Origin of the sequence: Brevundimonas sp., assembly GCF_031082345.1 — a bacterium.
Classification (GTDB): domain Bacteria; phylum Pseudomonadota; class Alphaproteobacteria; order Caulobacterales; family Caulobacteraceae; genus Brevundimonas.
Window position 1 is genome coordinate 1 of record NZ_JAVHLH010000119.1, and the last position, 8,378, is coordinate 8,378.

An 8,378-nucleotide genomic window follows, 5' to 3' on the forward strand; every position below is an offset into this window, starting at 1 on the left:
CATGCATATCGTCAGCTGGGTCGCGTTTTCCGTCGGCTGGCTGAAGGGCGGGCACGCCGAACGGTTCGCGGTCGTGGTGCTGGTCTGCGACTATGTGTTCACGGTGGCCGTCGACAGGTTCGCCGGCGGGGTCGCCGGCGCCCAGGCGGTCGTGGGAGCCTCCGGGTTGGTGATCACGGCGTGCTTCCTCTGGCTGACCTTCAGGTCGGATCGGTGGTGGCCGCTGGCCGGGACGGGGTGTCTGATCCTGATCGTGCTGGTCCACCTCCTCTTCTTCCTGGCGCCGGTGTCGTACACCGCCGCCGTTTCGGCGCAGGTGGGGCTTTGGCTTCTGCTGTATGTGATCGTGCTGGCGGGGGTGGCCGAGCGCTGGCTGGCGGGCGAGGCCGCGGTCAGCCGGATCGGTCGCGGCAGGGCGCATGAGGCGGTCCGGGCCGGCGCAGCCTGAACGGGGAGAAACCGGCATCACGCCCTTCATTCTGGCCATGAACATCGTGTCCTGGGTCGCCTTCGCCGTCGCCTGGCTGAAGGGCGGGCACGCCGAACGATTCGGCGTCGCGGTCCTGCTGTCGGGCGCCCTGATCGAGATGTTCTTCGTCCATTGGCAGATCGGCGAGCTCGAGGTTGGCATTGCCGCGACCCAGGTCGTGCTGCTGCTGATATTCGGCCGGCTGGCGTTCAGCTCGGACCGCTGGTGGCCGCTCGCCGTGACGGGGTGTATGATCCTGATCGTGACGGTCCACCTCCTCGTCATCCTGACGTCGGTGTCCTTCTATGCCGCCATATCGGCGAGGATCGGCGTCTGGCTACTCTTGTACGTGATCCTGATCGCCAGCGTCGCCGAGCGCTGGCTGGCGGGTGAGGCCGCGGTCAGCCGGGTCGGACGCGGCAGGGTTCGTGAGGCGGTATAGGTGGCGAAGCCCGTAGGTTAGCCAGCGGAGAGACCGGAATCGAAACGCCCTTCATTGTTGCCGGACATCTGCTGGGCTGGGCGGCCTATGGCGCCGGCTGGACAAGAGGCGGGCATACCGAGCGTTTCGCCGTTGCGGTGCTGTTGTCCGACCACGCCGTTTCGAGCGCGACGTTCCGTTGGCGCATCGATGATTTTTATTGGGGCGTCGCAGCGCAAGCCGTTGCAGTGATGTTCATTCTCGGCTGGCTCGCTCTGAGGTCCAATCGATGGTGGCCGCTCGTTGCGGCCGCGGCGGTGGTTCTGATCGTGCTGGTCCACGGTCTGACCATCGTGACGTCGATCACTCCCGCCGCCGCCGTCTCAGCGCGGGTCGGCCTGTGGATGGTCGTCAACATAGCGTTGCTGGCCGGCGTCGCCGAGCGTTGGCTCGCGGGCGAAAGGGCCGTCGGCGATCGCCGAACCTGGCGGCGCCGTCGCCCACTCCAGGCCGGAGGTCCCTCGGCCGAGCGCGGGCTGGCGGGCGAGCAGGCGGTCAGCCGGTTCGGTCGTCACAGGGCGCGAGACGCGGTACAGACTGGCGAGACCTGAACGCCGTCAACGGGAGAGACCGGCATACCGCCCTTCGTTCTGGCCCTGTGGGCGCTGGCCTTTGTCGCGATGATCGTCGGCTGGCTGTGCGGAGGGCATTCCGAACGGTTCGGCGCGGCGGTGCTGCTGCTGTCCTGGTTGGCGTTCGGTCCCATCATGTGGAGGATCGGCGACGTCTATGTCGACTCGATGATGGAGGACACGCTTCTGCTGCTGATCTTCGGGGGGCTGGCTTTCCGCTCGAACCGATGGTGGCCGTTCGTCGCGGCGTCGGCGCTGGCCCTGACGGTCGTGGTGCACGTTTTTACGATCGTGACCGATATCTCGTGGGCCGCCGCCGTTTCGGCGCGGGTCGGATTCGGACTTGTCACCTATACCGCCCTGCTTGCCGGGGTCTCGGAGCGATGGCTGGCGGGCGAGCGGCCCGTGAGCGGTCGCAGGCTCTGGAGACGCGGACGACCCGGGGCCGGAATTCCCCGTGGCGGTCCCTCGTCAGAAGGAGCCGCGACATCTCGCCCTTCCTGCTAGCCGCGCACATCATCGCCAACCTGTCATTCGCGGCCGGCTGGTTTTGGGGCGGACGCACCGAACGGTTCGCAGTCGCGGTGCTGATCTGCGACTACGCGCTCAGCGGGATCATCGACGGGCACGCGAACGCGCAATTAATCTGGGCGGCGTCGGGGTTGGTGATCACGCTGATCTTCCTGTCGCTGGCCTTCCGCTCGGACCGGTGGTGGCCGTTCGCGACGGCGGCCGCCCTGTCTCTGGGCGTTCTGGTCGCGCTTCTGGAACTGGTGGACCCGGGTCTGTCCCGATACGCCGTCGCCTCGGCGCAACTTGGCCTGTGGCTCGTCGTGTACGCCACGCTTCTGGCCGGCGTCGGCGAGCGTTGGCTGGCGGGCGAGAGGCCGGTCAGCGACACGGCCATATGGCGTCCACGCACACGCTCTTGAACATATAAACATATCTTTATATGTCTGGCGGCCATCCCCTCGCTCCAGGAGCCCGCCTTGACCCGATCGTCCTTCCTGTTCACCTCCGAAAGCGTTTCGGAAGGGCATCCCGACAAGGTCTCCGACCGCATCTCCGACACCGTCGTCGACGCCTTCCTGGCGAAAGACCCCGAGGCCCGGGTGGCCTGCGAGACCCTGGTCACCACCCAGCGCATCGTGCTGGCCGGCGAGGTCCGCGCGACACAGCCGGGCAATACGAGAGAGCAGAACGAGGCCTTCACCCAGGGCATCATCGACAGCCTCGAGCCCCTGGTCCGGGCGGCGATCAGGGACATCGGCTATGAGCAGGAGGGCTTCCACTGGAAGACCGCCTCCTATGAATGCCACCTGCACGCCCAGTCGGCCGATATCGCCGTCGGCGTGGACGCCTCCGGCAACAAGGACGAGGGCGCGGGCGACCAGGGCATCATGTTCGGCTACGCCTCGAACGAGACGCCCGAGCTGATGCCGGCGACCCTGGCCTACAGCCACGGCATCCTGAGGAAGCTGGCCGAGCTGCGCCATGGCGGCGAGACGCGGTTGGAGCCCGACGCCAAGAGCCAGGTCACCCTGCGCTACGAGAACGGCCGCCCGGTGGCGGCCACCTCCATCGTCGTCTCGACCCAGCATGCGAAGGGCCTGTCCCAGGCCGAGGTGGCCGACGTGGTCAAGCCGGTGGTGGCCTCGGTGCTGCCGAAGGGCTTCATCACCGACGAGACAGTCTGGCACATCAATCCCACGGGCGTGTTCGAGATCGGCGGGCCGGACGGCGACGCCGGCCTGACCGGACGCAAGATCATCGTCGACACCTACGGCGGCGCGGCCCCGCACGGCGGCGGCGCCTTCTCCGGCAAGGATCCGACCAAGGTCGACCGCTCGGCGGCCTACGCCTGCCGCTACCTGGCCAAGAACGTCGTGGCCGCCGGTCTGGCCGACCGCTGCACTATCCAGATCAGCTACGCCATCGGCGTGGCGGAGCCGCAGTCGATCCACGTCGACCTGCACGGCACCGGCAAGGTCGACGAGACCCTGCTGGAGGAGAAGCTGCTCGGCTTCATCGGCGGCGCCACCCCCCGCGCCATCCGTGAGCACCTGGGGCTGAACAAGCCGATCTACGCCCGCACCGCCGCCTATGGCCACTTCGGCCGCGAGCCGGACGCGGACGGCGGTTTCGGCTGGGAGAAGACAGATCTGGTCGAAAAGCTGAAGGCGCTGGTCTAGTCGTCGAGTTCGGGCTCGCCGCTTTCGGGCGAGCCCTTCGGCGTTTCGTCCTTGGCTTCCGCGGCGTGACGTTGCGGCGGATCCAGCACCGCGCCGAAGCCGAACAGCATGGCGGCCATGATCTGGAAGCCGCCGCCCTTGCGCCGCGACGCGATGCGGCCGCGCCCGCCGGCGATGGCCAGCGTCGCCCAGACGACCAGTCCGATCAGGCCGAGGCCGACCGCCCAGGGTATGAACTCCGTCATGCTCGTCTCCGTCGCGCCCCCTGCAGATGGGGGCCCGGAGCGGCGTGTGAAGGACTCGCGCCCGGCGCGCGACCGCCTATAAGGCGCCCATGTCTTCCGACCCCGACCCCTCGACCGCCCCGAACCGGGGCCCGCTCCGCTCGTTCGGCCGCATCAAGTCGCGCGCGCTGAAGCCGCGACAAGCGGCGCTGTTCGACACCCTGCTGCCCGCCGTCGCCCTGCCCGACCCGACCGCCGGCCCGCTGGACCCGCAGGCGCTGATGCCCGGCGCGAGCGAGGTCTGGCTCGAGATCGGCTTCGGCGGCGGCGAACATCTGGCGGCCCAGGCGGCGCGCCATCCGGACGCGCTGATGATCGGCTGCGAGCCCTTCCTGAACGGCGTCGGCTCGGCCCTGCGCCATATCGAGGAGGGCGGGCTGAAGAATGTACGGCTCCACGCCGACGACGCCCGCGACGTGATGGGGGCCCTGCCGGACGCCTCGCTGGACCGGGTGATGATCCTGTTCCCCGACCCGTGGCACAAGGTGCGGCACAACAAGCGGCGGCTGGTGCAGGACGCCTTCGCGGTCGAGATCGCGCGGCTGCTCAAGCCCGGCGGACGGCTGCGTTTCGTCACCGACTGGAAGGACTACGCCGACTGGGCGCTGGAGCGGTTCGAGCGCACGCCGGGGCTGGAATGGACCGCCGAGCGCGCCGACGACTGGCGCGAGGCTCCCGCCGACCATGTGGTGACCCGCTACGAGGAGAAGAAGCTGGGCGACACGGCGCCGATCTTCCTCGAATTCGTGCGGCGGCGATGAGGGGCTGACAAACCGCGCGCCCGGGTCTATATGCGCCCTCACATCGTTAGACCGGCGTCCAACGGCGTCGTTCAAAGCGGCGGCCCTGGACGGCCCGCCGCTTTTTTATTGGACCGCGCCCGTTGAAGGCCAAGACCGTCGAAGACCGCGCTCTGCTGGAGCTGATCGAACCCGTGGCGGAAAGCCTGGGCCTCGACATCGTGCGCGTGCGTCTGATGGGCGGCACCCTGCGCCGACGGCTGCAGATCATGGCCGAGCGGCCCAGCGACCACGACATCGCGGTCGAGGAATGCGCCCGTCTGAGCCGGGCGGTGTCGGAGGTGCTGGACGCCGCCGACCCGATCTCGGGCGAATATCTGCTGGAGGTGTCGTCGCCGGGCATCGATCGGCCGCTGACCCGCCAGAGCGATTTCGACCTGTTCGAAGGCTTCGAGGCGCGGCTGGAGACCGATCGCATGATCGAGGGGCGGAAACGCTTCAAGGGAACGATCGCCGGGACCGAGGGCGAGAACATCGCCATCGACCTGGATGGGGAGGCGGATACGGCCCTGATCCCCTTCGACTGGCTGGTCGACGCCAAGCTGGTGCTGACCGACGAACTGATGAAGGCGGGCGCCGAGAAGCGCGCCGCCCGTAACGACAACAACGAACCTGATACCGAGGACTAAGAGCATGGCTGTCGCCGGCGTTTCCGCGAACCGACTCGAACTGCTGCAGATCGCCGATGCGGTCGCGCGCGAGAAGAACATCGACAAGGAGATCGTCGTCGAGGCGATCGAGGAGGCGATCCAGAAGGGCGCCAAGTCGCGCTACGGCGCCCATCACGACATCCGCGCCAAGATCGACGTCAAGTCGGGCGAGCTGGCCCTGACCCGGCACGTCACCATCGTCGAGGACGACTGGCAGCCGGAGGACGAGCTGGAAGAGTTCAACGACAGCGCCATGGTGCGCCTGAAGGACGCGCTGAAGCGCGATCCCGAGGCCGTCGTCGGCAAGGAATACATCGAGGACCTGCCGCCGTTCGAGTTCGGCCGGGTGCAGACCCAGATGGCTCGCCAGGTCGTTATGGGCAAGGTTCGCGACGCCGAGCGCGCCAACCAGTACGAAGAGTTCAAGGACCGCGTCGGCGAGATCGTCAACGGCACCGTCAAGCGCGTCGAATACGGCAACACCGTCGTCGACCTGGGTCGCGGCGAGGGCATCATGCGCCGCAACGACTCGATCCCGCGCGAGGTGTTCAACATCGGCGACCGGATCCGCACCTACATCTACGACGTGCGCCCCGAAGCGAAGGGGCCGCAGGTCATGCTGTCGCGCTCGCACCCGGGCTTCATGGCCAAGCTGTTCGCCCAGGAAGTGCCCGAGGTCTATGACGGCGTGATCGAGATCCGCGCCGCCGCCCGCGACGCCGGCTCGCGCGCCAAGATGGCCGTGTTGTCCAACGACTCCTCGATCGACCCGGTCGGCGCCTGCGTCGGAATGCGCGGCTCGCGCGTGCAGGCGGTGGTCGCCGAGCTGCAGGGCGAGAAGATCGACATCATCCAGTGGAACAGCGACGAGCCCACCTTCATCGTCAACGCCCTGGCTCCGGCCGAGGTGTCGAAGGTGGTGCTGGACGAAGAAGCCGACCGCGTCGAGGTGGTCGTGCCCGACGAGCAGCTGTCGCTGGCCATCGGTCGCCGCGGCCAGAACGTCCGCCTCGCCAGTCAGCTGACCGGCTGGCAGATCGACATCATCACCGAGTCGCAGGACTCCGAGCGGCGCCAGCGCGAGTTCGCCGAGCGCACCACCCTGTTCCAGGAAGCCCTGGACGTCGACGAGGTCATCGCCCAGCTGCTGGTCACCGAAGGCTTCGCCACGGTCGAGGACCTGGCCTTCGTCGAGCCCTATGAGATTTCCGACATCGAGGGCTTCGACGAGGACACCGCCGAGGAACTCCAGGCCCGCGCCCGCGACTTCCTCGACAAACAGGCGGCCATCCTGGACGCGAAGCGCAAGGAACTGGGCGTCGAGGACGGCGTCATGACGGTTCCGGGCGTCACCGGCGCCATCGCCGTCGCCCTCGGCGAAGGCGGCGTGAAGACCATCGAGGACCTGGCCGACCTGGCCACCGACGAAATCCGCGGCGGCTACGAGGTCAAGAACGGCGAACGGGTCAAGGTCCCGGGCGTGCTGGAAAGCTTCAACCTGGCCCAGGAAGAGGCCGAGATGCTGATCCTGCAGGCCCGCGTGGCGGCCGGCTGGATCGACGCGTCGGAGCTGCCGCAGCCCGAGCCCGATCCGGAGTTCGAGGACGAGGGCGAATACGACGCCGAGGCCGTCTTCGCGGCTCCGGAAGCCGGGGCCGGTGAAGAGGCGGCGCCGGAAGGCGACGACGAGACGGAGGTCCTCGTCGAGGACCCCGAACAGCCCGAAACCGCGTGATGGGAGACCGGGCCCTCCATGAGTCTGCGCGAAGCGACGATCGATAGGGAACGCCGGGACCTGGTCACCCACCAGGTCATGGATGAATCTCGGCTGATCCGCTTCGTCGCCGCTCCGGACGGCACGGTCGCCCCCGACCTGGCGCGCAAGCTGCCGGGCCGCGGCCTGTGGGTCGCGGCCGACCGCGCCTCGATCGAGACGGCGGTGAAGAAGAACCTGTTCTCCCGGGCGGCCAAGGCTCCGCTGAAGCCGGCCGCCGACCTCGCCGATCTGGTCGAAAGCCTGCTGTTCCGGCGCTGTCTGGACCAGCTGGGCCTTGCCCGGCGCGAAGGCGTGCTTATCTCCGGGTTCGAGAAATCCCTGGCCAACGTCAGGTCGGGCAAGGTCGCCTGGATCATCGAGGCGGCGGACGGATCCGCCGACGGTCGGGGCAAGCTGCTTTCCCTCGCGAAACACCAGACTCCGGCCCCGAAAGTCTGCGGCGCCTTCACGGCGGACGATTTGAGTTTGGCCCTCGGGCTGGAAAATGCGATACACGCCGTCCTGCTTGAGGGCGGGCGGGCCAATCGCTGGACCTTTGAGGTCGAACGACTGGCGGGATTTCGACCGCTTCTGCCCCCGGAGTGGGGCGATGGGCGGGCTGAGGCCCCGAATAAGGATTTGGACGGGCGGGGTTCTGCTTCCTGATCGGAGGCGGAGCGACGCGCGGCTTTTTGTGTTTGAACGAGACGACGGCGGATCTCCCGCCGTCCCGAGTAAAGCGACCGGATGACTGACGAGAACGACAAGACCAACGACGGCGCACCGCAGGCTCCGACCGGGACCCCGTCCCAGACGGGACCGCGCGCGCCCCTGAGCCTGAAGCCCCGGCAGGCGGGATCGGTTTCGACCGGCACCGTGCGCCAGAGCTTCAGCCACGGCCGCACCAAGACCGTGGTGGTCGAGACCAAGCGCCGGGTCGGCGCCACCCCGGGGCATCAGCGCCCCCAGGGCTTCGACGTCGCGCGTCCGAAGACCGAGGCGCCGGCCGCTTCGCGTCCGGCCGCTCCTTCACGCGAGGGCGGCGGCCTGTCCGCCTCCGAGCAGGAGGCGCGCCGCCGCGCCATCGAACTGGCCACCCGGCAGAACGCCGAGCGTGAAGCCGCCGCCGCCGCCGAACGCGCCCGCAAGGACGCGGCCTGTTCGCGGGCGGCGG

The 8,378-nt window shown here is 68.4% G+C and carries 12 protein-coding genes; 11 read left to right on the plus strand and 1 reads right to left on the minus strand.

From position 1 onward, the window contains the following. The 6 genes from RDU12_RS09015 to metK all read left to right on the plus strand — a co-directional run. Positions 1-448 (plus strand): hypothetical protein (locus RDU12_RS09015; protein WP_300291428.1); only part of this gene is annotated, 448 nt, incomplete at its 5' end. Further along, on the plus strand, positions 420-911 hold the full coding sequence (locus RDU12_RS09020) for a hypothetical protein (protein WP_308684473.1): 492 nt from the start codon (positions 420-422) through the stop codon (positions 909-911). The genes RDU12_RS09015 and RDU12_RS09020, both read left to right, overlap by 29 nt. A 143-nt stretch (positions 912-1,054) precedes the next feature. Further along, on the plus strand, positions 1,055-1,501 hold the full coding sequence (locus RDU12_RS09025; protein ID WP_300291432.1) for a hypothetical protein: 447 nt from the start codon (positions 1,055-1,057) through the stop codon (positions 1,499-1,501). 69 nt (positions 1,502-1,570) lie between these two features. Next, on the plus strand, positions 1,571-2,029 hold the full coding sequence (locus tag RDU12_RS09030; protein ID WP_300291434.1) for a hypothetical protein: 459 nt from the start codon (positions 1,571-1,573) through the stop codon (positions 2,027-2,029). A gap of 77 nt (positions 2,030-2,106) precedes the next feature. Continuing rightward, positions 2,107-2,454, plus strand: a complete 348-nt coding sequence (locus tag RDU12_RS09035; RefSeq protein ID WP_300291436.1) for a hypothetical protein — start codon at positions 2,107-2,109, stop codon at positions 2,452-2,454. Between the two features lie 57 nt (positions 2,455-2,511). Then, a complete protein-coding gene (gene metK / locus RDU12_RS09040) occupies positions 2,512-3,714 on the plus strand; it encodes a methionine adenosyltransferase (protein ID WP_300291438.1) in 1,203 nt (400 codons plus the stop codon). On the opposite strand, the gene RDU12_RS09045 is transcribed toward metK, so the two are convergent. Further along, positions 3,711-3,959 (minus strand): hypothetical protein, encoded by a 249-nt coding sequence (locus RDU12_RS09045; protein WP_308684474.1) that lies wholly within the window; start codon positions 3,957-3,959, stop codon positions 3,711-3,713. The two genes, metK and RDU12_RS09045, sit on opposite strands and share 4 nt — an antisense overlap. Positions 3,960-4,048: 89 nt before the next feature. Here RDU12_RS09045 and trmB point away from each other — a divergent pair, with 89 nt between their 5' ends. The 5 genes from trmB to RDU12_RS09070 all read left to right on the plus strand — a co-directional run. Next, complete coding sequence (gene trmB, locus RDU12_RS09050) at positions 4,049-4,759, plus strand: tRNA (guanosine(46)-N7)-methyltransferase TrmB (protein WP_300291801.1); 711 nt, start codon at positions 4,049-4,051, stop codon at positions 4,757-4,759. A gap of 122 nt (positions 4,760-4,881) precedes the next feature. Further along, entirely contained in the window at positions 4,882-5,427 is a 546-nt protein-coding gene (gene rimP / locus RDU12_RS09055) for a ribosome maturation factor RimP (protein WP_300291799.1), read from the plus strand. 4 nt (positions 5,428-5,431) lie between these two features. Next, positions 5,432-7,183, plus strand: a complete 1,752-nt coding sequence (gene nusA / locus RDU12_RS09060) for a transcription termination factor NusA (protein WP_300291797.1) — start codon at positions 5,432-5,434, stop codon at positions 7,181-7,183. A gap of 18 nt (positions 7,184-7,201) precedes the next feature. Continuing rightward, the gene (locus tag RDU12_RS09065) at positions 7,202-7,870 is read left to right on the plus strand and encodes an RNA-binding protein (protein WP_300291795.1); all 669 of its coding nucleotides are present in this window, start codon (positions 7,202-7,204) and stop codon (positions 7,868-7,870) included. 81 nt (positions 7,871-7,951) lie between these two features. Further along, positions 7,952-8,378, plus strand: a 427-nt coding sequence (locus RDU12_RS09070) for a translation initiation factor IF-2 associated domain-containing protein (RefSeq protein ID WP_308684475.1), incomplete at its 3' end; no start/stop codon positions are given.

Bases quoted from the DNA above. Each gene is read 5' to 3' on its own strand.
- nusA (WP_300291797.1), top strand. From the start codon at position 5,432: ATGGCTGTCGCCGGCGTTTCCGCGAACCGACTCGAACTGCTGCAGATC.
- RDU12_RS09065 (WP_300291795.1), top strand. From the start codon at position 7,202: ATGAGTCTGCGCGAAGCGACGATCGATAGGGAACGCCGGGACCTGGTC.
- RDU12_RS09020 (WP_308684473.1), top strand. From the start codon at position 420: ATGAGGCGGTCCGGGCCGGCGCAGCCTGAACGGGGAGAAACCGGCATC.
- RDU12_RS09030 (WP_300291434.1), top strand. From the start codon at position 1,571: ATGATCGTCGGCTGGCTGTGCGGAGGGCATTCCGAACGGTTCGGCGCG.
- trmB (WP_300291801.1), top strand. From the start codon at position 4,049: ATGTCTTCCGACCCCGACCCCTCGACCGCCCCGAACCGGGGCCCGCTC.
- RDU12_RS09045 (WP_308684474.1), bottom strand. From the start codon at position 3,959: ATGACGGAGTTCATACCCTGGGCGGTCGGCCTCGGCCTGATCGGACTG.